The sequence below is a fragment of the Virgibacillus natechei genome, from assembly GCF_026013645.1.
GTDB classification, from domain to species: domain Bacteria; phylum Bacillota; class Bacilli; order Bacillales; family Amphibacillaceae; genus Virgibacillus_L; species Virgibacillus_L natechei.
The window spans coordinates 1,077,144-1,099,393 of record NZ_CP110224.1 but is presented as its reverse complement, the minus strand read 5'-3'; the positions used below and the strand labels follow the sequence as shown (position 1 = coordinate 1,099,393).

Here is a 22,250-nt window from a genome sequence, read left to right as displayed (position 1 = left end):
TGGATTGTACTTGCATATGTCTATATTTCCATTAAATAGAGGTTTTTAAACAACAAGAATTAATGCAACTAAATCTCAATTCACGAATCCACTGGATGCATTCTGTATCTACCATGTTTCATTCAAATTCACTGCATAGAATTTTATGGCTCTTTGGTATTTTTTCAACCAGGGGTCATCCGACGATTCTGCTATCATTTGTAAAAGCATCGTTACAGCATCTTCCTCCTCACTCAGATTATAAAGTGCCATTGCTAAAAAGGCTTTCAAAGCTAAATTATCAGGGAACTCTTCTAATCCTTTTAATAATATTTCCTTTGCCTTCTCGTATTCGCCAATACATCTATAGCTGCTCCCCAGTTGTATAAATACTGCTTCGCGAAGTTCTCCTTCAATATTATTGGCGAGCGCATTTTCATAATATGGGATTGCTTCTCTTTCAAAACCTTGTGCATCAAATGTTTCAGCAAAGAGGTGATTAGCTTCTGCCTCATCCGGATTTTCATTTAATAATTGTAGTAAAATTTCCTGCGCCTTCTCAAATTCTTCATTTTCAATTCGTTTCCTTGCTTTACTTGACATCAAGTTCTCCCCTCTCCATCTATAAATTTAGATTAATAGCATGCATAATAAACGGAACAACCAACAAAAAGATAACTACTCCAATTAACGTCCTCGAAATTTTCACCGACAGTTTCCTTCTGCCCTTTCCAACGTACCATCCAGAAAATTGCAATCTATTACGATATAAAACGAAAAGCGCTATGTAAATGCCAATACCCGGAAGCCATTGATAATTTTCTACCCCATCAAATTGATAGATATTACCAATTAGAACCCATAACAGACCGCCTAATAGTAAAAATATAAAAACAATGCGTAATAATTCCAGTGGGACTCTTAACATGGTTTTCCCTCCACAAATTGGGGTATTCTCTTTGGATATTCAACGTACCTCCTCTAGCTACATAAGTCCTACCAAGGAAGTTCTTCTTTACTGGTTAGTTCGATCAAAAAGGGATAAAGCCCAACCATTAACGGAAAAGAGCCTAACAACATAAATAAAACAACAAGTGAAGGACCAAAAAAGATATTAAGAAGCATTAAGGCAGGTGGTATAAAGAGTAACATATTGGATTTTTTTCTTGTACGCGAAGTAACATATTGCTTCTCCCCGCAATACGGACAGGTCATTCCAGTATCTAATGTGAAATATTTTTTACATGTTTGTTTCCAACTCCATTCATGGTCGCAATTCTGGCAAGTTGGCATATGAAATCCCCCTTCGTTACTTTCAGCATGCTACAGACAATTTTTCAGAACATGATTTACTATTTCCTCCCGTTCTCCAGCTCACTCACTCTGCTTTCCAAGTCTTCTATTCGTTTCTTTAGCAGCTCTTCAGGTTCTTTGAATCTTTGTAACACTCCTCTAAAAATAGCAATAATGGACAGAAAACCACTAGAAACGCTGCCAATCCAAATAAAATTAATTCCATTTCAGATGCCCCCTAGGTTAAGTTAGCGGTTTATTTTATTCCAGCATATAATCTGAAGCATCAAGCAAGACCCGGATTAGACTCTCAAATAACATCCGCTGTGACGAATCCGCCCAGTCCTCTTCAGCTTCATCCAACAACCACATCACTTCATCTAAAAAGACATGCTCTATTGCCTTTTCCCAGTACGAACGTTCTAAATCAGTCAGATGAACGGACTCTTTGTAGCCCTTCAGGAATAACTGCCATTGCTCAGGGGTAAATATATTATCAGGCGCAGACGACAACTCATTATGAAACAAAAGCAAGGTCAATGCTAGATCAAAAATCCGCGGGATCCATGCAGCATTATCCGGATCTATCAAATAAGGTTCTGGTGTGTAAATTAAATTATTCGCCTTAAAATCATGGGGTGTTTCGATATTTAGCAAGCCGCTATTTTGCAATTCTTCCTGCTGGGATACGATTTGGATTAACTTCTCTTTGAGCTGGATACTATCCATTTCAAAATCATGCTTGGATGCATTTTTTTCTATGTTTTGTATGCTTTCTTCCACTTCTTCAATGGTAAAGTCATAGACATTATATGCTTCCAATTGGTACACATTTTCGTCGGGTGAAAGACTGTGAATTCTCCCGAGAAACTTGCCAGCTTCATAAATTTCGCTAGCCTTCCCTGCATATGTAGTTCCTTCAATATAAGGATAAACTACGTATATTTCTCCATCAATGGTTTGGGGGTTATGCCTATTCAATTTCACAGGTGTAACTACTTGGATTCCATTATCTCTTAAATAGGTTGTATATTCAATCAAACGGTGCGCTCGCTCAATAGGACGCTGTGTTTTCTTAACAATTACATCATCTTTTTCATGCGTAATCCGGTATACAGGTGAAAAAGGGTAAATACTAGTCGGCTCCTCTTCCGTATAAAAACCGAATCTCTGAAATATAGTTTTTCCTTCCATTCTTTTCAACCTTTCTGTCATATTGAACTAACTAGAATCGTTTTCTTCATACTCAATTAATGCCATCACATCCAAAAGAACTGCAGAAAGTTGCACCCGCATATGATTCCAGTATTTTAACTCTCATTTCTAATATTCCTCTCACACTGAATAAACAGCTATCTCCTTATCCCATTTATTAATATGCTTTTCCCATTTCATCCCAATCCGTTCCGCTACTCTTATCGATGGTTCATTATTTACATCGATTAATGAAACCATCCTTGTCAATCCCAGTTCTTCAAATCCATATTTTTTACAAGCTAATGCAGCCTCGGTGGCATATCCGTTTCCCCATACACGTCTAGCAAACAAGTATCCAATCTCCATTTCGACTACACCGTCAACTTTTTGTAAAACAATCCCACATTGCCCGAGAAACTTGCCTGTATCTTTTTCTTCAACGATCCAGAGGCCAGCGCCATAACCCGTATAATTACGTAACGTCCAGTTAATCCATTTCTTCGTCTCCTGCTCATCTTTGGTGGAGGGATAATACTTCATAGCTACCGGATCTGAAAATATTTCCATTAAATGTTGTACATCATTTTTATTCATTTTTCTTAAGTTTAATCTTTCGGTGCTTAAAACAGGTGAGTTTTCCATTGGATTCAATCTCCTTCATACATTCTCTTTGAAAATAGCACCTTAGCAATAAACCCTGATACAAACGCAAGAAATGTATAAATAAATACCCAAAACCAAAACGACGAATTAAATGTCGTAAAGGTCAAAATAATAGAAATAAATGCTACTATCAATGGTGTCATATAAATATTCTTGAAGATAAAATATCCAATGGCCCCTAATATAATGGACCCTATGGGGAAAATAAATATGATAAGTGGTATTATATTCATTTGAAGTTCTCCTTCCTTTACAGAAAGTTGCTATCTGTATCTCCTTAACAAATTTATCTTTTTATGTACTATCAGCTCATATTACAATCTTGAGTTCGTCGTTAGTAAATTCGTCATATTTGCTGCGTATAAATAGCCATTAATATCCATGCTAAAAATCACCCCCTTGAACCTTTATCGTAATTGCCAAAGTGCCCCACTCTTTTTCCTGATCAGGAGTATATATCTTAAATGTATTCTTCACCATCTCATCTATCGACCGCCCTTCTTCATCCATATCCTCAGCAGGAATTTCCTCATACATTTGCCTAAAAGTATCATATTTCCTTAGTGCCAATACCTCTACTGTTAAAACCTCATCTCTCTCAGGAATTCTTGTAAACACAATAACATCCCCGCGTGTTAACTTCCTTCTTTTCTCATCATTCAATCTGACCTCGACTGTTTTTCTTCCAGACTTAATTGATTGAAATGGCCCATTATATAACCCCATTTTATGTAACATTTACGATCACCTCACAGATCATCTGCATTTTCTTTTATAAACGTTAAGAACAAATCTCTGTCCTCAGGAAAAGAGAGATTTATATACCTGATCTCATCAGCTGACTTCCACTCAATAGCATAAATGAGGTGGTCTGGGTCCTGTATTCTTTCTGTTCCACCAATAATTTCAACTTCAAAATAATGCACTTTTACATCTACACCTTGATCCTTAGTTTCTTTTAAAAACAGCGGTTTAACTACATGGATATCATAGCCAGTTTCTTCGCTAAATTCCCTGACACAGCAGTCTTCATATGTTTCGTTCTCCTCTTTTCCACCAGAAGGAATAGACCAACGTTTCTCTTCATCCAAACTGCCTTGCTTTATCATCAAAATTTGATCGTTATCATTGCTACAAAGGCCAGCAGCACCAAACCACTCTATCTTCTCCATATACTCCCCCCTGTACTTCGATAGCCGATAATCCAATCACTTTCTTTCACTTATAGAATATATTTTTTAAACAAATCTACATTATTAACTAAAGCCTCCTCGTTTTTAAATTGCTCTGCACCTTAACTAGAATTCACTCAAATCATCCCACCCATAAACCAATTCATTAAGCTCCACCCCAGCAATTGTAATTTCTAATGAATCTATCTCTCTAGCACCCAATGCTTCGTAAAAATACTTGGAGGGATTATCTTCTAAAACCAGTACGATTATGGAATTGATACCAAATTGCTCAAGCTCCTTAATCACTGGTTGCATCAACATTTTCCCAATCCCCTTTCCTTGATATTCCTCTAAAATATAAATAGCATACAGCTCTCCATGAAATTGATCATAATTCTCCGTTTTCTTTTTACCACCAGTTGCAAATCCAACTATCTCTTCATCCTCATTTTCTACAACATACACATTTTCTTCAGTCACGTTACTTTCCCATAATTTTGTTCGCTGTTCATAGGACAACTTTTTCAAAAATTCACATGGCAAAATTCCTTTGTATGTAGTTCGCCAACTGTCTACATGTACCGTTGCTATATGCGGTGCATCACGTTGTGTAGCTTTTCTAATTTTCATTGTTTATCTCCTTTCAGGCGACATATACAACGCAGGATTCAATCCTTCCTCTTCCTTTTACTCAGCTTTCGGTAAAGACAGAATCCCCTAACTCAAACCCAAATAAATAACCCCTGAAACTACTATAAACCCTAAGAAAAACAAAATCTTATTCAAATTAGACCAATTTTTCATCCAGCCCCATCTCTTTCTATCGATATCAAACCAAAAAACATCCACAATAACAGCCAAAACAACAATCAAAACCACTGCAAAAGGCGCCATGGATTTTATAACCTCCTCCCATCAACATTTAATAAAATTCATCTCTACACTCTCAATACCATGCGTACTGTCCGCAAAACATGACCATCAAAATCATCATCAAACTCAGAGACGACTTCAAATCCTTTTGCTTTATAAAATGTTGTTCCGATTTCATTGTTTTTTTCAACGCTTAAATGAACTTCTCGTGAACCTAATTGATCCATACTTTCATGTAATAGGGCAGTACCTATCCCTTTTCCTTGATATGCTGGAAATAAATAAAGTGCAGCAAGCTCAACGCTTCCTTCTTTGGAACCAGGAGTAAAATTTGCAAACCCCACCACTTTCCTATCTGCTTCCGCAACATAAATAACAGTGTTCTTTAAACGCTTTTTCACCATCTTGTCACTATAAGCAGCATTTAAGAAGTTTTGCTGAATTGGGGCAGGTATTATCCCTTCATAGGTGGCATTCCAACTTGTTCTTGCAACATCCTGCACTTGCGGTACATCTTTCTTTCGCATTTTACGAATAACAATATTCATTCCCATCACCCTTATAGAGTTGTTGTTTAATTGCAATATTTTATAATATTATACCACCTATCAACTCTTCTGTATCGTCTAATTTTTTAAAAAATTATTGCGTTATTTTCAGATTATGTTATAATTGTTATAACAGTTATAACAATATGAGGTGAATAAAATGAGTGAGCATGAAAGAAAAGTAACAAAGATCGGCAACAGCTATGGAATCACATTCCCTAAAGAACTATTAAAAGAGGCAGGTATTTCTTATGGAGACAACGTTCAATTGGAAGTGAAGGAGGGAGAGATTGTGTTAAAAAAGGGTAAACAGGTAGAGCTTCCTGAAGGTATAAGTGAAGATTTCTTTGATGTGTTGGAGCGTAATACGAATAAACATGAAAAAACAATAAACGAATTGGTGGACAGATAAATGCGGTACTTAACATACAAGGAAGTCGCTGCCATTAACCAATACGTTATTGAAAGATTTAGTCCAGGAGAGCAAATTGGGATAAAGTAGTCAGAATTGTTGGATTCTGCTGTGCATCGGCCCAGTCAATCCGCTTTTGGTTCTGATGCTTATCATTCAGTGTTTGAAAAAGCAGGGGCACTCTTTGAATCTATTGCCCAAAACCATGCTTTTCATAATGGTAATAAACGTACAGCTTTTCTGTCATTAACACAGTTTTTGTATTATAACGGGTATGATTTTACAATGAACAGTCAAACGGAGCTAGCAGATTTCACTGTCAATGTGGTTAATAAAAAGTACAGCTTTAATGGAATGGTAGAGATAATTGAAGCAAATAGTATCCCATTTCGATAAGCAAATGGGAAAACGAAAAGGCATTGCGTTTGTACAATGCCTTTTCGTTTTTTAAAAAAGTCCTCATCGTTCCTCTCAGCTAACAATCCCTCCTGTTAATACAGACTACCACCGGATTTTTTATTTTTAAACAATGCTTTAGCATTACTTTCATTTACAATTTCAATTTCTAGTCCTTTGTCAATTCGACGTCCACTTGCTGACGTGAACAGTGCAGCAACTCCCAACGAAACGATGAGCATAGCAACAATACCAAGGATGATCATAAGTGCTGGATAGCTCGCCTTCCAGGATAGAAGTGTTGCAAAAAGTCCAACAAATGCTCCAAAAAATCCAGATAAATCAGTACTTATCTCTGTCAGAAATGACCCGACATCACCTGGAATGACCAAAAGCACATACGGGACTAAAGCAACAAACAGATAAACATAGGACACAACCATTAGGAGAATAGCTGTTCCGAATTTCACCCGTTGCTGTGGGTTGGACGGGTTATATTTAGATCCGGTTGTACCAAGCCATAATCCAATCGCACTAATTCCAATCGTGATAGCTGCTTTCACTGCAACCCCAATAATAAATTGCGTGATCGTCCAACCTAGCAAAATCCCAATAATCACTTCAAGCACAGTCAACAGAATAAACGGCAACACCCAGCTAATCCACAGTTTTCCAAGCGCAATATCGCGACCAGTTAATGGAAGTGTTCGTAATATCCAAACGGACACGCCTTCTCGTCCAATGGAAAAAGCAGCCAGTTGTCCATTAAAAATAGCATAAATAAAGAGAAAAACAATCTGTGCGATCGGCCATGATATTTCGTTAAACCCTTGTAAATCACTGAGTGCTGATCCACTACTGAACAAACTAATCAACGGGATAATAATAATGAATGAAATAGGTAAAAAGATGACCCATTCCCGCATATCACGCTTAATCGCAAACCATTCTTTTTTTCCAATCGCAATAACAGGATGACGAGTTGTACGTTGGCCTCTTTTCGCAGCCTTTTGTTTCTTTTTCTTCTTCCCCCCACCTTCACTTAACCGAATCCAACCAGTACGAAAACCTTTTTCCACAAGCATAGATGTCACCGACACCATAAGAATAGCAAGAACCATTAATAATATGAACGGAAGTAGTAAATCAGTTGTCCCGTTCATTGCATATACGATCGCATCACATGCCCATGTGACAGGAACCCAGTCAGGAAATAATGGAAGACCAGCTAAAAGTGAATCTACTATCGATCCCTCATTTGCCATATTCGGTATCATAACCGTAAGATAGCCAAACAGTCCTGCAACAACACTTACGATCGGCATCAGTAACTCATTAACCTTACTCGCAGGGATAATCTGTATTAGCACAAGGTTTATTAAATAAGCAAGGGATAGGGCGATGACCATTAGTGCGAGTAGAACAAAAAATGAGACAGGGTAAAAGATCAAGCTCGCATCCACTAAAATCCCGTAAATAACTAGTAGCACAGCTAGAAACACAAAGATCAGCAAGGGAATACCAATAAAACTTTGCAGATATTTTATCCAGAAAATATGTCGTGTTGGGATAGGCAACGTGAAAAGTAAACCTAAATCAGTTGCAGCATACAAGTGCTTAAATACTTGTGGCACACTTAATAAAATAATAAAAACGATACTAACTAAAAAGCCGTAACCTAAAATACCTAAAAGTACTGGTTCCGTAATAGATTCACCTACAGCCAAAACACCCCTGCCCAGGAAAATCAGCAGAACACCAACCACGATAAATGAAAGTAAATAGCTAATGAAATTGGATCTGCTTTGTGATTTAATAGCATTTAATATCAGTTTACGCTGATTTTTCAGAAGCACCTTCATCATTTGCTATCACCTTGATCTTCTTTTGAAATTTCACTAATTATGTCTTGCTGCTCCTCACCACCTGTTAGCTCCAGGAAGATATCTTCAAGGCTTTGCTCTCCTTTTTCCTCATGTGTTTTGAGTTCATCCATTGTTCCAAGTGCGATAATACGTCCATCCGAGATAATCCCAATACGATCACACATTTGTTCAGCAATCTCTAAGATATGTGTTGAGACAAATGCCGTCATACCGTTATCACATAATCTTCTAAGCAAACTTTTCAAGCTTCGTGCACTTTGGGGATCAAGTCCCACAGTTGGTTCATCTAAAAATAGCACATCAGGTTCATGAACCAATGCTCCACATATTGCTATTTTTTGCTTCATTCCATGGGAATAACCTTCAATTAATTCATCTGCTCGGTCTGTTAAACGAAACACACGTAGTAATTCTTCTGCTTTTGCTTGAAATGTATCTTGTGGAATTCGAAAAACAGATGCGATAAATTCGAGATAATCCCAACCTGTTAATTTTGGATACAGATTTGGTTGGTCAGGAACATAAGCAATGAGTTTCTTTGCCTCGATCGGTTCTTCCCAGATATTGATACCGCCTATTTCAACTGACCCAGTCGATGGTTCCAGTAAACCCGTCATCATTTTAATTGTCGTTGTTTTCCCTGCTCCATTTGGTCCTAAAAAGCCAAACAGTTCCCCTTTAGGAATTTCCAGATTAAGATTATGTACTGCTAGTTGTTTACGGTATGATTTTGTAATATTTGTTAGTTTAATTGATGCTACAGTCATAGGTATCTCCTTTGCAGATGCTTTTTCATCTATTGTACGTGGTTCTTCCAGTATCGGTCAAAGTATTTTAAATAATGTAACGAATCAAATATGTATTTTTTGGTCAAAACGAAGTTCAATGTTAGAATAAGAGTTAGATTTGATAGATTCGCAAGATAAAAGGGCTGATACGATGAATTATATTTTTAGCAATGAATCGATCGGAAAACTTTTTCGTGAAGAAAAATTTAGAAAGATGTTCGAAAAGAGGTTTAATGATGAAGTTTTTTAAGACTGCTTTAACTGTATGTGGATTTGTTGGCGTTTTAGATCTACTAGGTGTTTTGAGTTATTTCAACATACATAATGTGACAGCCATTTGGATGGTATTAATTTTTGTTTTATCTACTATCCTAAGTATACAAAGTTTCCGGACAAAGAAAACATAACCTCCACTCTAATTTATATGGAATTAGTTTATACAATCAGATACTATCTAAAAGCCTGGTTCTAAGAAGAAACAGGCTTTTTTCAGGGTAGCGATTTTTCAAAATACAGGAACTATCATCATAGCTTCACTCTTCAGTGAGCTTATATTTCTGCAAAGAAGGTGGACATGTATAGTTTTAGAAAGGTATAATCCTGCAATTCTAATACTGAAATTTCACTTCAACGGATGCCCTTATGATCATTTGGCCTGGTTCAATCGGTGTAGTCATACTTTCATCTGTAGCAAGCATTGTTTGGTACGTCCTAGGGGGTTCACTTAATTGTTCAACAATTGTAATTGGTATAGGGTCGAGGGGTAACTGCATTGTCTCAGCAATTGTTTTGGCTTTAGAACTGGCCTGTTGGAGAGAGGCATTTAGTGCTTGCTCGTAATAATGTTGCTCATTTTCAACCGTAAACCGAATATCCGCTACGCGATTCACACCACTTTGGACAGCAACATCAATAATACTACCTGCATGATTCGTATTCCTAATCCGAACCGTGATTTCATTTTTTACTTCATACCCTCTAAATACTTGCTCTCCTTCCATGTAATCATATCTCGGATTAATCGTGTAGGCAGTTGTTTGAATAGACTCACGAGCAATTCCTGCATCCATAAGTGCTTGAATAACTTGATTCATGGTGTTGGCATTTTCCTGCTGAGCTTGCTGAAGCAGTGTATTTTCCGTCCTAACTTCTAACTGTACGGTGACAATATCAGGCCTTACCGTAACACTTCCTGTTCCAGTAACTGTCATGACCTTTGTTTGAGATTCCACGCTAGGTAGCGGTTGTCTAAATTGAGGTACATAATGATAATACATACTCACTTCCCCCTTTAAAATTAGCTTTGCTACCTAATATGTATGTTTGGACAAAATAATTATATACTTCCCACTAGATCATTCCCAATAATCTGGATCCGCCATTTGCATTTCATCAACGATATCCTCCAAGTCAGCAGGTGTAATAAGATGAACGGGATAATCCTTTTCCGCTTCCATCGCAATGTCATAAAAAAATCGATTACTACCACGAAATTCGTCATCCATTAGTAACAGACAACCATCACTTTTATCTATTAGCCACAAATTTTTCGCTTTAAATTGGAACGCTCCCTTATAATCGCCTTTATAAATAGGTTTATAAAAATCAACAGCTTGAATAAGTTCTTGATATTTTTGCTGGATTTGTTCTGGCCAGCGATTTTCCTGGTTCTCAAACGGGGGTATGATAGCGACTTTAATATCATACATTTCCTTTAATTCCAACACAACCTCAGCAGTCCATAATTCCACACCCATTTGGCCAGAAATCAGCACCCATTCCAGACCCTCTTCTATAAATCCGATGAGTTTCTTCTCGATTGCTGCTTTAATGAATTTAATTTTCGTATCGTCTTCTTTAAATATCCCTAACTCCATTGGTTTATAGCCTGTTACAGTTATAATCTTCATACATTTTACATCCCCTTTAAATAAAAGAACTGACATCGTTATGCCAGTTCTTCTAACTTAACATCATATACTCGGCTTTTACCACCTACGCATTCCTGGTCTACCTTGTGGAAATTCATCTACACAGTTCGTCGTATTTTGAACAGAGGTTGAATGCGGAAAAACATGCTGATTTTTAACTAGATGATGATTCATGACAGTCGTATGTGAAGGGTGCACATGCTTCACAACGCTTTCAGAGTACTTATTCACACAATTATGCTTTGTCGGATGAACTACTGTCTGCGGGCATCCGCAATGCGGTCCATGACGATGTCTCATTTAAAATCCCCTTTCCAGTATTAGGTTCACTACTAATATATGGTATATACACAGGATCTGTATAAGACACGTACCCAATTAAAAAATATATCTATAAAACTTCTCCTAATAATGGTCTAACAAACCCTTTGTTCATCGTAACTTTCTCCCAATTGAAAAAGATGGATGAACCTAATGCTATCAATAGCTCTGGAAAAGTAATGATATTCTATTCACATTTAATCACGGAGGTGATATCTGAATACCGGCCCATCAAACACGGTGGTATGATATTCGCCTGACTCCCCCATCGGACACACATCTTGTTGCATGATAGCTTGTATAAATGCCTCATCCAATCTACGGCCAACCCACTCTTGGGGAAGTTTTGTAGCATCCACTTTAATGACTTCCGCTTTAAAATCCAATAACACAAATTCCCGCAATAAATCCAATGCATCCGCTTTCTTCGACCACAATGGATAGAATGCTTTAAGTTCAGCTTCTTTTGCGACCTCTTCGCCCCACTCACGATGTCCTTTTAGGTATATATCACCAAAAGCAACCCCATCAATAGCGAAAAGACGCTTTAATTCTTTCAAGGTTTCCACGAAATCTGTCTTATATGTATCAAAATCGGTTTCTATAAAGTGTACAGGTATGTTAAAGCTTTCTGCCTGATCCTTGATTCGATCACGTTTCTCATCGTGCGCAACTGTTTGCTGGTTTCTTTTCCATACCGTCGTAACCAGACAAGCAACATCAATATTTTGTTCCTGCAACTGATAAAGTGCCAAACAACTATCCTTCCCGCCACTGAAGGATAATGCGACCTTTTTAGTCATCGTCTCAACTCCTGTTCATATTAGAAAACTTGGTTGTCACCAAGCCTTTAAGTGACAACCTTAGTTGCACTTATGCAGTAAGAAAGTTTTTATACTTTGTTAACTGCTAAATAAAAACCCCTTCTTGTTTAGGATACAGCAAAAAGGGGTTAAAGGGCAGTATGAAATGTAAAACAAGAAGTATCTTTTTAAAAACATAATATCATTTTAACATCTGGTTAACGAGGGGACTGCTATATGGCGAATGTTCTTGCGTCCACCTCGTCTTACCAGTTATCTAATTCAAAGTAGCAGTGCCTATCACATTTAAGCAGAGCTAATTATATGGTTAGTTGATTTGCAGTGTTTCACTTGCGATTTTATATTTTCACCAATATCAGGTGCCTATAATCCATGATTCGGATTCTTATTTTGCCTTGAGTGATTGGCATTTTTCACTTTTTTTGAACCCCTCAATGGTTCGCCATCCGGGTTCTGTGGACTTTGTGGTAAGTTCGGATGTTCCTGCTGCTTCGGTCCTTTTGGTTTTCCACCCACTGTTATCATCCTCCTTCCTTGCTTTTGCCATAGCTTTTGGATAGATATGAAGTTTTATTCACACAAGCGGATGAGTGAAGTTTAGGAAATTGAAAAGGTCATTCCATCTATAGTAAAACTTCATTCAGTGGGGGTTTATTGATCGTTACACCTTGTTAAAGAATAATTTAAAACTATTTCTTTAAAAATGTATATATTTTTTAGAGTTTGTGTTATACTAAAGTTAATTATTGATGTTCGTTAGCAATACAAGATATATTGTAACTTTTAAGTTATCGTCTTGAATTATTATCCAGAACAAAAATAGTAATAAATGTGCTAATCAAGCACTTGGAGGAATTAACATGAACACAGGTTCAGTAAAATGGTTTAACGCAGACAAAGGTTTCGGTTTCATCGAAGTTGAAGGTGGAGACGATGTATTCGTACATTTCTCAGCAATTCAAGGCGAAGGCTTCAAAACTTTAGATGAAGGTCAAAACGTAACTTTCGACATTGAAGAAGGTAACCGTGGCCCACAAGCTACTAACGTTGTGAAAAACTAATTAACAATTAATAAAAGCTCTTCCCATCGATGGGAAGAGCTTTTTTAAATGAATTTGAATTGGTTAATATAACGGACTTCCCTAAATAGAGAAGTCCGTTACCATTGACTGGAAACTTTTTTCGAAAATTTAGATCTCCTATCAGATGATCCTTCATCCTTTTTAACCCACACGTATTATTTTTCCATTGTCGATAAATCCCCTGTTGGCAGATCCAGTTCCCAAGCCTTCAATACACGGCGCATGATTTTGCCGCTTCTTGTTTTCGGCAGGAAGTCCCTGATTTCTACTTCTCTTGGGGCGACATGTGCTGCTAGCCCTTTTTTAACAAATTCGCGCAGCTCTTTTTCAAGTCCGTCTGACTTTTCATAGCCTTCCCGAAGTGAAACAAATGCTTTGATAATTTCGCCACGAACCGGATCAGGCTTCCCAATTACCGCAGCCTCTGCAACAGATGGGTGCTCAACAAGTTTGCTCTCTACCTCAAAAGGTCCTACACGTTCACCGGAAGTGAGAATAACGTCATCATCCCGTCCCTCAAACCAAATATATCCATCTTCATCCATTGTGGCAAGGTCTTCGGAATCAAACCATCCTGGAATTTCAAAATAACCATTTAACTTTTCCTCGTTCTTCCATATATGACGCATCATCGCTGGCCATCCCGATTTAACGCACAAATGACCCATCTGCCCTCGCGGCACTTCATTTCCCTCTCCATCCAGTATAGCTGCTTCTACCCCAGGGAAAGGTTTGCCCATCGAACCAGGTTTAATTTCCATGGAAGGATAATTGGACACGATAATTCCCCCTGTTTCTGTCATCCACCAGTGGTCATGAATACTTAAGCCGTAGACCTTTCTACCCCAATGTACAACTTCAGCATTTAAGGGTTCACCAACACTTAAAATATGTCGCAATGAACTTAAATCGAATTGCTTTATACCTTCTTCATCAACAGCCATTAGTCGTCGAAACGCTGTTGGAGCACTATACCAAATGGTTACACGGTATTTTTCAATCGTGGAATACCAATCCTCAGGGCTGAAACGACCACCACGGATCACATTGGAGGCACCATTCAACCACGGACCAAACACACCATAGGAAGTACCTGTTACCCAACCTGGGTCTGCTGTACACCAGTATATATCATCCTCTTTCAGATCTAATATCCATTTTGCAGTTTGATACTGATGGATCATAGCGTTATGAACATGTAACACACCTTTTGGCTTCCCTGTTGAACCTGATGTGTAATGCAGGATCATGCCGTCTTCTCGGTCCATCCATTCGATCTCTAGTTCTCGGGAAGCTTTTCGCATTTCCTGTTCATAAACATAGAAATTTATATCTTTACTATTATTAGGAATTTCCCCGTCTCCTACTAATATAATATGTTTTAAAGAAGGAAGTTCCTTATAGGGCACACGCGGTAATAACTCTGGCGTGGTAACAAGTACGGAAGCATCACTATTTTCCAATCGATCAAAAACAGCCTGTTCCATGAATGCTTCGAAAAGCGGACCTGCAATCGCACCAATTTTAAGCGTTCCCATCATACTTATATAAATCTCAGGTGAGCGGGGCATGAATAAAAATACCCGTTCGCCTTTTTCAATTCCAAGGTTGCGCAGTACATTGCCAAACGTATTGGATAAGTACTTCATATCCTGAAACGTATATTTTTCATCACGCTTTTCATCACTATAGTACAACGCTACTTTATTCTTCCTGAATGATTCAGCATGGCGGTCAATCGCCTCATAGGCCATATTCACTTTTCCGCTTTCATGCCAAGAAAACGCCTCTTCTACTTCTTTCCAGGAAAAATTTGCATAGGCCTCATCATAATCCTGCATGTTTGGCTGTTTGATTGAATGACTCATATTTATTTCCTCCCCTATGATAATATACTTGTTATACAAATCTATGAAAAAGTTGCTGCCACTATGACAGCACTTCTTTCCGAGTCCTTAGTAAAAGACGGATTGTCAGGACATCAGTCTTTTCCTTTTTAGGGTGTATTCGGGCTGCTACTTTAATGACACTATATAAGAATCAGCCCGCTAAATCGTGCCATCCGCTTCACCGTACACATACACTTTCTAAGTTTAAGTCTATTATCTCGCTTCTTTATAGCCGGTATTTGCCTTTACTGTAACTTCAGCATATCGTACAGGATCTGATTTTTTAGATATTTTGGTACCTATATAGCCACCGAGGAATCCTAATGGCACGGAAATCAATGCCGGATTTTCAAGTGGAAAAATAGGATCGCCTACAAATAATGCTGCACCTTCTACAGGTGAAAAGACACTTGGACTCATTGATACAAGAATTAAGGCTGAGAATAATCCGGACAGTAATGCTGTAACAGCTCCTGCTGTGTTGAATTTTTTCCAATAGACGGTATACAGGATCACTGGTAAATTAGCGCTTGCTGCAATACAAAATGCAAGTGAAACGAGAAAAGCCACATTTAACGATTGTGCGAATAATGCCAAAACAATAGAAAATACGGATACCGCCAGAGCTGCATAACGTGCAGCTAACATTTGTTGCCTATCAGTTACATTTCCTTTCTTTATAATCTGCGCATACAAATCGTGAGCAAATGCTGATGCACCTGATAAAACGAGCCCTGCTACAACAGCTAAAATGGTGGCAAAAGCAACCGCTGATATAAAAGCAAACAAGATATCGCCACCTAAAGCCTGTGCTAATAAAGGTGCCGCCATATTTCCACCAGGGTTTGCCGCGATAATTTGTTGTTCACCAACAAATGCAGCTGCTCCAAAACCAAGGAAAAGCGTTAATATATAAAAGATTCCAATAGTCCATGTTGCTGTAATAACGGAACTTCTTGCTGTCTTGGCATCTTTAACAGTGAAAAAACGCATGAGAATATGTGGTAGCCCTGAGGTTCCTAACACTAATGCAAGCATAAGAGATAGGGTCCCCAGTGGATTCGTATATTGCAACCCTGGATTCAAATAATCTGCTCCATGGCTTGTTGCTGTTTTAACTTCACTGAACATAAATCCAAGGTCAAAGTTATATTTTAATAAAACGAGGAATGAAATAATAATCATCCCAGCCATTAGCAGGACAGCCTTTGTAATTTGAACCCAGCTGGTAGCGATCATTCCACCAAATAGCACGTAAATGGTCATCATGACACCAACAATGAGTACAGCTATCCAATAGTCGATCCCGAACAATAATTGAATAAGAGCACCAGCCCCGACAAGTTGTGCGATCATATAAAAAATAACAATCGTTACGGTACTAAGTGCGGCAGCCCCCCTCACCTTCTTCGCGTCAAAACGGGCATTTATCATATCTGCAATCGTATATTTACCAAGGTTTCTCAAAGGTTCAGCCACTAGAAACATGACAACCAAGTATGCAATAAGAAAACCTATGCTGTAAAAAAAGCCATCAAATCCATACAACGCAATAGCCCCCGCGATACCAAGGAAGGAGGCTGCCGATAAATAGTCACCCGATATGGCAATCCCGTTTTGTATTCCTGTCAAACTACCCCCAGCAGTGTAAAAATCACCGGTTGTTTTCGTATTTCTAGAAGCATAATACGTAATAGCAAGCGTTAAAAATACGATAGCAAGGAAAAGGACAATTACAATAGTATCCATTATGCATCATCCTCCCCTTTTTCAAGCTGATCCGCGATAATTTGTTCTGCTTGCTTATCAAAACCGCTTGCCTTTTTTACATACACAATACTTAGGGTAAATGTCATAATAAATTGCGCAAAGGCAAATAGCCATACCCACGAAATATCACCAATTGCTGGTGTGTTCAGAAACGTTGTATAAGATGTCAAAATTGGCAATAAAAAATAAAACACCATAAAAAATATCGTTATTGGAATAGTGAACTTTTTCTTCTCTCTTATTAGCCTTTTAAACTGTGTGCTATTTTCTACTTTAACAAAATCAGGCCGTTTTTCTGTCTGATATTCTTTGGCGGAACCACTTTCACCATTCATCAAACCATCCTCCTTGTATCTGTTTTTTTCAGGAGCACCCTATCCAAGATTACGATTAATCTTGTAACGACTCCCTCTCTCACCTTCCAGTAATGAAAACGCTTACTGAAGTATATAAGGTTAAGAGGTTCTTTAGGGAAATTTTGCATGAATGGTTATTTTTCATGGTTGAACGGTTTTGAATGGTACCTTAATGGTTGGTTCATTCTAAGAAATCAAAAAGTATTTTCCTAGATGCTCGACTGACAGGAATCGAAGTCCGATCTTTATCTTTTAGTGTTATATTGCTTGTTCCATTAAACCAAGGAGTGATTTCCTGAATATGATCCAGATTGACCAAATAGCTTCGATGGGTCCGGAGGAAGGTATATCCGGAAAGCTTTTTTTCTAGCTCCTGCAAGGTCATCCGACTCATGATTACGTTGTCTTCTGTATGAATTTCAAGCATTCGCTTAAACGGAACCGCATAATAAATCATATCTGGATGTAATACGATCGTCTTTTCCCCATCATCAATTAGTAATTTAGATGGACCTGATGATTTTAAACTTGAAGGATTCGGACTTTCTCTTATATCAGATTTCCGTAACTGATTTCTCAACCTTTCCATTGATTGATGAAAACGTGCATGATCATATGGTTTCAACAAATAATCAACCGCTTCAATTTCAAAGGCTTGGATAGCATAATCATCATATGCTGTCGTAAAGATAAATAATGGTCTTTCTCCTTCATTCAATTCAGTTAAGCGTTTTGCAGCTTCCACCCCAGATATTCCAGGCATATGAACGTCAAGAAATACCACATCCGGTTTATATTCGAAAAATAATTCAAGCAGTTGTTCTCCTGTTTCAGCACTTGGGCAAAGATAAACGTCCTCTTCCTTTTGCAGCACATAAATCAATTCATCCCGTGTTACTTTTTCATCCTCGGCTATAATTGCACGAATCAATGTCGAGTCCCTCCCCTTTCTGTTTGAGCGTCATAGAAGTTGTTCAAAAAGTCACCAAATGATAAGCGGCGAATCTCTTCGTTGGCTTGTTTTTCCGCTACTCACGTATTAAAAGCTACGTTCCGTTCCTTGGAAAAGGAAAACCACTTTTCCTGCGTGCAAGGTCGTCTGCTCAAAACTACGCCTCCTCGACCTTCTTGCTTCTAATTCGGCACCTTTTTGAACTCGCACTCATATGGAATTTCAAAAAATACCTCACTTCCTTCAGAAGGTAAATTTTTAATTCGTATACGTGCTGAATCACCCAGCAAGCTAACTAAACGCTGATTGACATTATAAAGTCCTTTTCCTCCGTTTTGTTTTTCTTTTAATGGCTCATGACCAGCACGATTCAGGATATCGAAAGGAAATCCATGGCCATTATCACGAACAGATATACGAATCACCTCATTTATTTTTTTTATTTCAATCTTCACCTTCCCGTTGTTGATCGTATTCCTTAATCCATGTTCAACACTGTTCTCCACAAGTGGCTGAATGGTTGAAGGAGGAATCAATACGTCGGATATCCCCTCTGACTGGGTAAAAGAAATATCCAAACGACTTTCAAAACGTGCTTGTATAATGGCTATATATGCTTTTACATGTTCAGCCTCCTTTTCCATGTGTATGAGTGAATGGGAGGCAAGCCCCAAGTTAAACCGCATATATTGCGCTAATTGAATGGTGATATGACGTGCTTTTACAGCATCCATCCGAATAAGTGTTGATACCAAATGGAGGGTATTAAAAAGAAAATGCGGATTTATTTGAGCTTGCAGGTTCCTCAGTTCTGCATCACGAATATGTACCTTCAGTTTCTCTGCAGCAATGACATTTAACTGATTGGAAATCAATTGTCCCAATCCTTGAGCTAGCATACGTTCTACTGGACGGATATGCTGTGCTTTTAGAAAATAAAGCTTAATAAGCCCTGTTACCTCATTTGCCTCGGTGATTGGAATAAAGATGGCAGCTTGTAAGGGACAGTTAGGATCTTCACATTGTATTTCCGAGTGTGTATACGTTACTTTCATCGACTTTGTCCGAATTGCCTGCTTGGATAAAGGGGTCGTTATTCTATCTCCTGACCCATGATGATCAGAACCCATCCCAATATGCGCCAGTACTTCATGCTCATTAGTCATTGATACCGCAGCCAGTTCCAATCGATCGTATAGCAGGTTGGCGATTCCTGCAGCCATTTCACGCTGATAATCTCTTTTTAAAAAGGGAAGCGCTTCTTCCGCAATCGTTAATGCCTGTTTTGCTGCAAATGCTGCCTCGTTTTCCTGCTCGCGCAAAACAATTCCGATCATCGCTGTGAAAATGGCAATTGCAATGCTATTCGACAGTACCAGCGGCAAACCAACTGTATCCACAATAGCAATTATTTCATCGGTGTTTGGATGAAAAATAAGTAATAGCTGCATTTGCAGCACAGTTGGAAAAACACCGATAAATAAAGCTTTCATCCATGAAATGACCCGTTCTTGTGAAAAAAATCGAGCTGTCAACCCCGCCAACAATCCAGTAAGTGGATTCACGAACCCATTTGCCAGCCACCCGATTCCTCCGAGAAATACCAAATGGGATCCCGCGATAATACCCGCACCAAAGCCAACAAATGGACCACCTAATAATCCTCCAATTACTATAGCAACAAGGCTTGAACCGAGAACGAGTTGATCACTTTCGACTGTCCAGACAAAATCACGAATGATCGTAGAATCAGCTTCGATCACAATTCCGGTTATTGTACTCGCAATACCAAAAAGTCCAAATATAAAAGCATGAACAATAGACATTTTAATGCTAGATTCACGGTAAAGGAGCGACCGGAAACCACGAGTTCGCGTTAGAACAAAAGCAATGACAAGTAATAACCCCATTCGTTCAAATAAAATGATCATCAATTCATTCACGAACTCTCTCTCCTCGTAGTAATTCCAGTCTGTGATTTAATATAAAATGGCTTGAATTCCCTGCTGAATTGAGATGAATTGGGTGAAAGAAGACTCCCGAGAATTGCACCCAAAAAACCAATCGGTATAACCACGATCCCCGGATTATATAGTGAAAATATAGCTTCTCTTGCAATCCATCCACCATCTGGATTCATGATATGAGGACCTAGCATTAGAAATGTCAGTGAAGCAATCAGTCCACTTACCATTCCAGTTATGACCCCGTTTTGATTAAATCGCTTCCAATATATAGTCAAAAGCAAAACAGGGAAAATACTGGACGCTGCCACAATAAATGTTAATGAAACTAAAAACGTAACATTGGTATTTTCCAATCTTAAAGCAAACAATATGGAAATTAGTCCAATTCCCACTGCTGTCCAACGTGCTGCTCGTAGTTGCTCCTTTTCAGTTGATTTCCCTTTTTTTATAATATGATGGTAAATATCATGAGAAATAGCTGTTGTAGCTGAAATAACCAGGCCAGCTACAACTGCAACAATGGTGGTAAAGGCAACCGCTGAGATAAAAGCCAACAAAAAGTCACCACCAACTTCTCTTGCTAGTAATGGTGCTGCCAAATTTCCGGTGGAATCGGCAGCAATTAATTTCTCGTATCCCAACAAAGCGACGGTTCCAAGACCAAGAACAAGTGTCATTAGATAAAAAAGTCCAATAATCCAAGTTGCACTGATTAAGGAACGATGTACTTCAACCGTATTTCGTACTGTAAAAAGTCGAATCAAAATATGCGGTAGTCCTGCTGTTCCTAGTATTAAAGCAAGCTGCAGTGAAATTAATTCCAGTGGACTATTAAATAAATTTCCTGAAGAGAAAAAGTCATCTCCTAAAGGCGTACCTTGTTTGACCTCTTCTATTAAGTTTGTAATATTCCAGTTGAAACGGGAAAATACAATTAATGAAAGAAGAAATGTTCCCGACATCAGTACAACTGTTTTAACAATTTGGACCCAGGAAGTGGCAATCATTCCACCGAACACGACATAAACAGTCATTAAACCACCAATAACAACAACGGAAAGCGAATAATCGATATTCAATAACAAACGGATTAACAGTCCCGAAGCTACCAATTGTGGGATCATGTAAAGAATCGAGATGGCAAACGCCCCACAACCCATAATCAAACGGATTCGCTTGCTGGGAAATCGAGCGCATATAACATCTCCAAGTGAATACTTTCCCAAATGGTGGACTGGTTCAGCAATTAAAAATATCACAATCAAATAGGAAACCAAAAAACCTATGGAATACAAAAATCCGTCATAGCCATTTATCGCAATTGCGCCAACAATACCAAGAAAGGAAGCAGCACTTATGAAATCACCAGAAATCGCCATTCCGTTTTGAAAGCCTGTTAAACTGCCTGCAGCCGTATAAAAGCTATTCGTTGTTTGACTTCGTTTTGCTGCCCAGTATGTAATAATTAACGTGCAGACAATAATGCATATAAAAAACAAGAAATAGGTAAGATTCACCGTTGTTCCCCCTGCTTTATTTGTTCAATGAATCGATCGAAATCTTTTGCATTCCTATAGTAAATCCACCCAAGAATCCAAGTCATTGGTATTTGGGCAAATGCATACAACCAACCCCAGGATATACCTACAAAAGGGATAGCTCTATTCATTTGATAGGGAAAAAAAGTCAACGTGAGCGGCAATGCAAAATAAAAGATGATAAGAAACGTTAACAGCTTTATGAGTAGACGTCTTCTTTTTTTCATTAATTGATGAAATAGGTTTTCCATCACCAAATTCTCACCACCATAATTGAGTCTATTATATAAATTAAGAAAATTTGATTTATTGTAAACTAATAATAATCCAACGATGGATACTTGTAAAGATTAATGCAATTTTCATTTACTAGCCTATTTTTTATGAGGAGGCACACTTACTAACCCGGA

At 38.2% G+C, this 22,250-nt stretch carries 28 protein-coding genes; 3 read left to right on the top strand and 25 right to left on the bottom strand.

Annotation, left to right across the window (positions count from 1 at the left end):
• Positions 1 to 108: 108 nt before the first annotated feature.
• The 11 genes from OLD84_RS05975 to OLD84_RS05925 form a co-directional block, all read right to left on the bottom strand.
• The gene (locus OLD84_RS05975) at positions 109 to 582 is read right to left on the bottom strand and encodes a tetratricopeptide repeat protein (RefSeq protein WP_209463661.1); all 474 of its coding nucleotides are present in this window, start codon (positions 580 to 582) and stop codon (positions 109 to 111) included.
• Positions 583 to 601: 19 nt separating this feature from the next.
• The gene (locus OLD84_RS05970; RefSeq protein WP_209463662.1) at positions 602 to 907 is read right to left on the bottom strand and encodes a hypothetical protein; all 306 of its coding nucleotides are present in this window, start codon (positions 905 to 907) and stop codon (positions 602 to 604) included.
• A gap of 68 nt (positions 908 to 975) precedes the next feature.
• The gene (locus tag OLD84_RS05965) at positions 976 to 1,272 is read right to left on the bottom strand and encodes a TIGR04104 family putative zinc finger protein (protein ID WP_209463663.1); all 297 of its coding nucleotides are present in this window, start codon (positions 1,270 to 1,272) and stop codon (positions 976 to 978) included.
• A gap of 261 nt (positions 1,273 to 1,533) precedes the next feature.
• Positions 1,534 to 2,466: a phosphotransferase enzyme family protein gene (locus OLD84_RS05960; protein ID WP_209463664.1), complete on the bottom strand. Its 933-nt coding sequence runs from the start codon at positions 2,464 to 2,466 to the stop codon at positions 1,534 to 1,536.
• 141 nt (positions 2,467 to 2,607) lie between these two features.
• Entirely contained in the window at positions 2,608 to 3,111 is a 504-nt protein-coding gene (locus tag OLD84_RS05955) for a GNAT family N-acetyltransferase (protein ID WP_209463665.1), read from the bottom strand.
• Between the two features lie 5 nt (positions 3,112 to 3,116).
• Positions 3,117 to 3,365, bottom strand: coding sequence for a DUF2651 family protein (locus OLD84_RS05950; protein ID WP_209463666.1), 249 nt, complete (start codon positions 3,363 to 3,365; stop codon positions 3,117 to 3,119).
• Positions 3,366 to 3,516: 151 nt separating this feature from the next.
• A complete protein-coding gene (locus OLD84_RS05945; protein ID WP_209463667.1) occupies positions 3,517 to 3,870 on the bottom strand; it encodes an ASCH domain-containing protein in 354 nt (117 codons plus the stop codon).
• Between the two features lie 11 nt (positions 3,871 to 3,881).
• On the bottom strand, positions 3,882 to 4,304 hold the full coding sequence (locus tag OLD84_RS05940) for an NUDIX hydrolase (RefSeq protein WP_209463668.1): 423 nt from the start codon (positions 4,302 to 4,304) through the stop codon (positions 3,882 to 3,884).
• A gap of 126 nt (positions 4,305 to 4,430) precedes the next feature.
• Positions 4,431 to 4,937 carry a GNAT family N-acetyltransferase gene (locus OLD84_RS05935; protein ID WP_209463669.1) on the bottom strand — a complete coding sequence of 169 codons (507 nt, stop codon included), beginning with the start codon at positions 4,935 to 4,937 and terminating at the stop codon, positions 4,431 to 4,433.
• An 87-nt stretch (positions 4,938 to 5,024) separates the two neighbouring features.
• Positions 5,025 to 5,201, bottom strand: coding sequence for a hypothetical protein (locus OLD84_RS05930; RefSeq protein ID WP_209463670.1), 177 nt, complete (start codon positions 5,199 to 5,201; stop codon positions 5,025 to 5,027).
• 44 nt (positions 5,202 to 5,245) lie between these two features.
• Complete coding sequence (locus OLD84_RS05925; protein ID WP_209463671.1) at positions 5,246 to 5,728, bottom strand: GNAT family N-acetyltransferase; 483 nt, start codon at positions 5,726 to 5,728, stop codon at positions 5,246 to 5,248.
• 160 nt (positions 5,729 to 5,888) lie between these two features.
• Here OLD84_RS05925 and OLD84_RS05920 point away from each other — a divergent pair, with 160 nt between their 5' ends.
• Together OLD84_RS05920 and OLD84_RS05915 are read left to right on the top strand one after the other, a co-directional pair.
• Positions 5,889 to 6,140 (top strand): AbrB/MazE/SpoVT family DNA-binding domain-containing protein, encoded by a 252-nt coding sequence (locus OLD84_RS05920; RefSeq protein ID WP_209463672.1) that lies wholly within the window; start codon positions 5,889 to 5,891, stop codon positions 6,138 to 6,140.
• A 99-nt stretch (positions 6,141 to 6,239) separates the two neighbouring features.
• Complete coding sequence (locus OLD84_RS05915; protein WP_319962012.1) at positions 6,240 to 6,536, top strand: type II toxin-antitoxin system death-on-curing family toxin; 297 nt, start codon at positions 6,240 to 6,242, stop codon at positions 6,534 to 6,536.
• 95 nt (positions 6,537 to 6,631) lie between these two features.
• On the opposite strand, the gene OLD84_RS05910 is transcribed toward OLD84_RS05915, so the two are convergent.
• From OLD84_RS05910 to OLD84_RS05880, 7 genes are all read right to left on the bottom strand, one after another.
• The gene (locus OLD84_RS05910) at positions 6,632 to 8,401 is read right to left on the bottom strand and encodes a putative ABC transporter permease subunit (protein ID WP_209463673.1); all 1,770 of its coding nucleotides are present in this window, start codon (positions 8,399 to 8,401) and stop codon (positions 6,632 to 6,634) included.
• Entirely contained in the window at positions 8,398 to 9,189 is a 792-nt protein-coding gene (locus OLD84_RS05905) for an ABC transporter ATP-binding protein (RefSeq protein ID WP_209463674.1), read from the bottom strand. The genes OLD84_RS05910 and OLD84_RS05905 overlap by 4 nt, the downstream gene beginning before the upstream one ends.
• A 629-nt stretch (positions 9,190 to 9,818) precedes the next feature.
• Complete coding sequence (locus OLD84_RS05900) at positions 9,819 to 10,487, bottom strand: SIMPL domain-containing protein (protein WP_209463675.1); 669 nt, start codon at positions 10,485 to 10,487, stop codon at positions 9,819 to 9,821.
• Positions 10,488 to 10,565: 78 nt separating this feature from the next.
• Positions 10,566 to 11,120 (bottom strand): SLOG family protein, encoded by a 555-nt coding sequence (locus OLD84_RS05895; RefSeq protein ID WP_209463676.1) that lies wholly within the window; start codon positions 11,118 to 11,120, stop codon positions 10,566 to 10,568.
• Between the two features lie 78 nt (positions 11,121 to 11,198).
• Positions 11,199 to 11,441: a CotD family spore coat protein gene (locus OLD84_RS05890; RefSeq protein WP_209463677.1), complete on the bottom strand. Its 243-nt coding sequence runs from the start codon at positions 11,439 to 11,441 to the stop codon at positions 11,199 to 11,201.
• A 218-nt stretch (positions 11,442 to 11,659) separates the two neighbouring features.
• Entirely contained in the window at positions 11,660 to 12,265 is a 606-nt protein-coding gene (locus OLD84_RS05885) for a Dph6-related ATP pyrophosphatase (RefSeq protein WP_209463678.1), read from the bottom strand.
• Between the two features lie 384 nt (positions 12,266 to 12,649).
• The gene (locus OLD84_RS05880) at positions 12,650 to 12,811 is read right to left on the bottom strand and encodes a small acid-soluble spore protein P (protein WP_209463679.1); all 162 of its coding nucleotides are present in this window, start codon (positions 12,809 to 12,811) and stop codon (positions 12,650 to 12,652) included.
• Positions 12,812 to 13,146: 335 nt separating this feature from the next.
• Between OLD84_RS05880 and OLD84_RS05875 the strand changes: the two genes are divergently transcribed.
• The gene (locus OLD84_RS05875; RefSeq protein WP_209463680.1) at positions 13,147 to 13,347 is read left to right on the top strand and encodes a cold-shock protein; all 201 of its coding nucleotides are present in this window, start codon (positions 13,147 to 13,149) and stop codon (positions 13,345 to 13,347) included.
• Between the two features lie 176 nt (positions 13,348 to 13,523).
• Here OLD84_RS05875 and acsA read toward each other — a convergent pair whose 3' ends face one another.
• The 7 genes from acsA to OLD84_RS05840 form a co-directional block, all read right to left on the bottom strand.
• Positions 13,524 to 15,236, bottom strand: coding sequence for an acetate--CoA ligase (gene acsA, locus OLD84_RS05870; protein WP_209463681.1), 1,713 nt, complete (start codon positions 15,234 to 15,236; stop codon positions 13,524 to 13,526).
• A 234-nt stretch (positions 15,237 to 15,470) separates the two neighbouring features.
• Positions 15,471 to 17,006 carry a solute symporter family protein gene (locus OLD84_RS05865; RefSeq protein ID WP_209463682.1) on the bottom strand — a complete coding sequence of 512 codons (1,536 nt, stop codon included), beginning with the start codon at positions 17,004 to 17,006 and terminating at the stop codon, positions 15,471 to 15,473.
• Complete coding sequence (locus OLD84_RS05860; RefSeq protein ID WP_209463683.1) at positions 17,006 to 17,362, bottom strand: DUF485 domain-containing protein; 357 nt, start codon at positions 17,360 to 17,362, stop codon at positions 17,006 to 17,008. The genes OLD84_RS05865 and OLD84_RS05860 overlap by 1 nt, the downstream gene beginning before the upstream one ends.
• A 202-nt stretch (positions 17,363 to 17,564) precedes the next feature.
• Positions 17,565 to 18,314 carry a LytR/AlgR family response regulator transcription factor gene (locus OLD84_RS05855; protein WP_209463684.1) on the bottom strand — a complete coding sequence of 250 codons (750 nt, stop codon included), beginning with the start codon at positions 18,312 to 18,314 and terminating at the stop codon, positions 17,565 to 17,567.
• A gap of 203 nt (positions 18,315 to 18,517) precedes the next feature.
• A complete protein-coding gene (locus tag OLD84_RS05850; protein ID WP_209463685.1) occupies positions 18,518 to 20,278 on the bottom strand; it encodes a LytS/YhcK type 5TM receptor domain-containing protein in 1,761 nt (586 codons plus the stop codon).
• The gene (locus OLD84_RS05845) at positions 20,275 to 21,819 is read right to left on the bottom strand and encodes a solute symporter family protein (protein WP_209463686.1); all 1,545 of its coding nucleotides are present in this window, start codon (positions 21,817 to 21,819) and stop codon (positions 20,275 to 20,277) included. Before OLD84_RS05845 ends, OLD84_RS05850 begins: the two co-directional genes overlap by 4 nt.
• Positions 21,816 to 22,091 (bottom strand): DUF485 domain-containing protein, encoded by a 276-nt coding sequence (locus tag OLD84_RS05840; RefSeq protein WP_209463687.1) that lies wholly within the window; start codon positions 22,089 to 22,091, stop codon positions 21,816 to 21,818. Before OLD84_RS05840 ends, OLD84_RS05845 begins: the two co-directional genes overlap by 4 nt.
• Positions 22,092 to 22,250: the final 159 nt, after the last annotated feature.

What these genes read in the sequence shown, in the direction of transcription:
- OLD84_RS05975 (WP_209463661.1), bottom strand. Translation starts at nt 582, where the DNA reads ATGTCAAGTAAAGCAAGGAAACGAATTGAAAATGAAGAATTTGAGAAG.
- OLD84_RS05970 (WP_209463662.1), bottom strand. Translation starts at nt 907, where the DNA reads ATGTTAAGAGTCCCACTGGAATTATTACGCATTGTTTTTATATTTTTA.
- OLD84_RS05965 (WP_209463663.1), bottom strand. Translation starts at nt 1,272, where the DNA reads ATGCCAACTTGCCAGAATTGCGACCATGAATGGAGTTGGAAACAAACA.
- OLD84_RS05960 (WP_209463664.1), bottom strand. Translation starts at nt 2,466, where the DNA reads ATGGAAGGAAAAACTATATTTCAGAGATTCGGTTTTTATACGGAAGAG.
- OLD84_RS05955 (WP_209463665.1), bottom strand. Translation starts at nt 3,111, where the DNA reads ATGGAAAACTCACCTGTTTTAAGCACCGAAAGATTAAACTTAAGAAAA.
- OLD84_RS05950 (WP_209463666.1), bottom strand. Translation starts at nt 3,365, where the DNA reads ATGAATATAATACCACTTATCATATTTATTTTCCCCATAGGGTCCATT.
- OLD84_RS05945 (WP_209463667.1), bottom strand. Translation starts at nt 3,870, where the DNA reads ATGTTACATAAAATGGGGTTATATAATGGGCCATTTCAATCAATTAAG.
- OLD84_RS05940 (WP_209463668.1), bottom strand. Translation starts at nt 4,304, where the DNA reads ATGGAGAAGATAGAGTGGTTTGGTGCTGCTGGCCTTTGTAGCAATGAT.
- OLD84_RS05935 (WP_209463669.1), bottom strand. Translation starts at nt 4,937, where the DNA reads ATGAAAATTAGAAAAGCTACACAACGTGATGCACCGCATATAGCAACG.
- OLD84_RS05930 (WP_209463670.1), bottom strand. Translation starts at nt 5,201, where the DNA reads ATGGCGCCTTTTGCAGTGGTTTTGATTGTTGTTTTGGCTGTTATTGTG.
- OLD84_RS05925 (WP_209463671.1), bottom strand. Translation starts at nt 5,728, where the DNA reads ATGAATATTGTTATTCGTAAAATGCGAAAGAAAGATGTACCGCAAGTG.
- OLD84_RS05920 (WP_209463672.1), top strand. Translation starts at nt 5,889, where the DNA reads ATGAGTGAGCATGAAAGAAAAGTAACAAAGATCGGCAACAGCTATGGA.
- OLD84_RS05910 (WP_209463673.1), bottom strand. Translation starts at nt 8,401, where the DNA reads ATGATGAAGGTGCTTCTGAAAAATCAGCGTAAACTGATATTAAATGCT.
- OLD84_RS05905 (WP_209463674.1), bottom strand. Translation starts at nt 9,189, where the DNA reads ATGACTGTAGCATCAATTAAACTAACAAATATTACAAAATCATACCGT.
- OLD84_RS05900 (WP_209463675.1), bottom strand. Translation starts at nt 10,487, where the DNA reads ATGTATTATCATTATGTACCTCAATTTAGACAACCGCTACCTAGCGTG.
- OLD84_RS05895 (WP_209463676.1), bottom strand. Translation starts at nt 11,120, where the DNA reads ATGAAGATTATAACTGTAACAGGCTATAAACCAATGGAGTTAGGGATA.
- OLD84_RS05890 (WP_209463677.1), bottom strand. Translation starts at nt 11,441, where the DNA reads ATGAGACATCGTCATGGACCGCATTGCGGATGCCCGCAGACAGTAGTT.
- OLD84_RS05885 (WP_209463678.1), bottom strand. Translation starts at nt 12,265, where the DNA reads ATGACTAAAAAGGTCGCATTATCCTTCAGTGGCGGGAAGGATAGTTGT.
- OLD84_RS05880 (WP_209463679.1), bottom strand. Translation starts at nt 12,811, where the DNA reads ATGATAACAGTGGGTGGAAAACCAAAAGGACCGAAGCAGCAGGAACAT.
- OLD84_RS05875 (WP_209463680.1), top strand. Translation starts at nt 13,147, where the DNA reads ATGAACACAGGTTCAGTAAAATGGTTTAACGCAGACAAAGGTTTCGGT.
- acsA (WP_209463681.1), bottom strand. Translation starts at nt 15,236, where the DNA reads ATGAGTCATTCAATCAAACAGCCAAACATGCAGGATTATGATGAGGCC.
- OLD84_RS05865 (WP_209463682.1), bottom strand. Translation starts at nt 17,006, where the DNA reads ATGGATACTATTGTAATTGTCCTTTTCCTTGCTATCGTATTTTTAACG.
- OLD84_RS05860 (WP_209463683.1), bottom strand. Translation starts at nt 17,362, where the DNA reads ATGAATGGTGAAAGTGGTTCCGCCAAAGAATATCAGACAGAAAAACGG.
- OLD84_RS05840 (WP_209463687.1), bottom strand. Translation starts at nt 22,091, where the DNA reads ATGGAAAACCTATTTCATCAATTAATGAAAAAAAGAAGACGTCTACTC.